The sequence below is a fragment of the Pauljensenia sp. UMB3104 genome (genome assembly GCF_030217285.1).
In the GTDB taxonomy this organism is placed as follows: domain Bacteria; phylum Actinomycetota; class Actinomycetes; order Actinomycetales; family Actinomycetaceae; genus Pauljensenia.
The window spans coordinates 1-350 of record NZ_JASONN010000115.1 but is presented as its reverse complement, the minus strand read 5'-3'; the positions used below and the strand labels follow the sequence as shown (position 1 = coordinate 350).

1 pseudogene is annotated in these 350 nt (G+C 60.0%); it reads left to right on the top strand.

The window, feature by feature from the left end:
• A pseudogene (locus QP415_RS10995) lies at nucleotides 1-350 on the top strand (membrane protein insertase YidC); the annotation flags it as partial.

Here is a 350-nt window from a genome sequence, read left to right as displayed (position 1 = left end):
TGTTCGTGTTCTCTGGCGCCTTCTTCCAAATGGGCGTTCTGGTCTACATGCTGACCGGTTCCTTCTGGGCACTCGGTCAGTCCTTCTGGACGATCAAGGTCATGCCGACCCCCGGCTCACCGGCCTACAAGGAGCTCGTCGCACACCGCGAAGCACGCTACGCCGAATGGGCAAAGCCCTTCTTCGCTTCCTACGACGAAGCACGCTCTGCCCTGCCCGCAACAGCTGACAACGCCGAGGTTATCGCTCTGAATGAGAAGACCTTCGCTGAAGCAGCCTCGAAGGCCAAGGCTCAGAAGGTCGCCACCGACTTCCCCGAAACCATGAGCGCCGGCGAAAAGGTCTCTGTC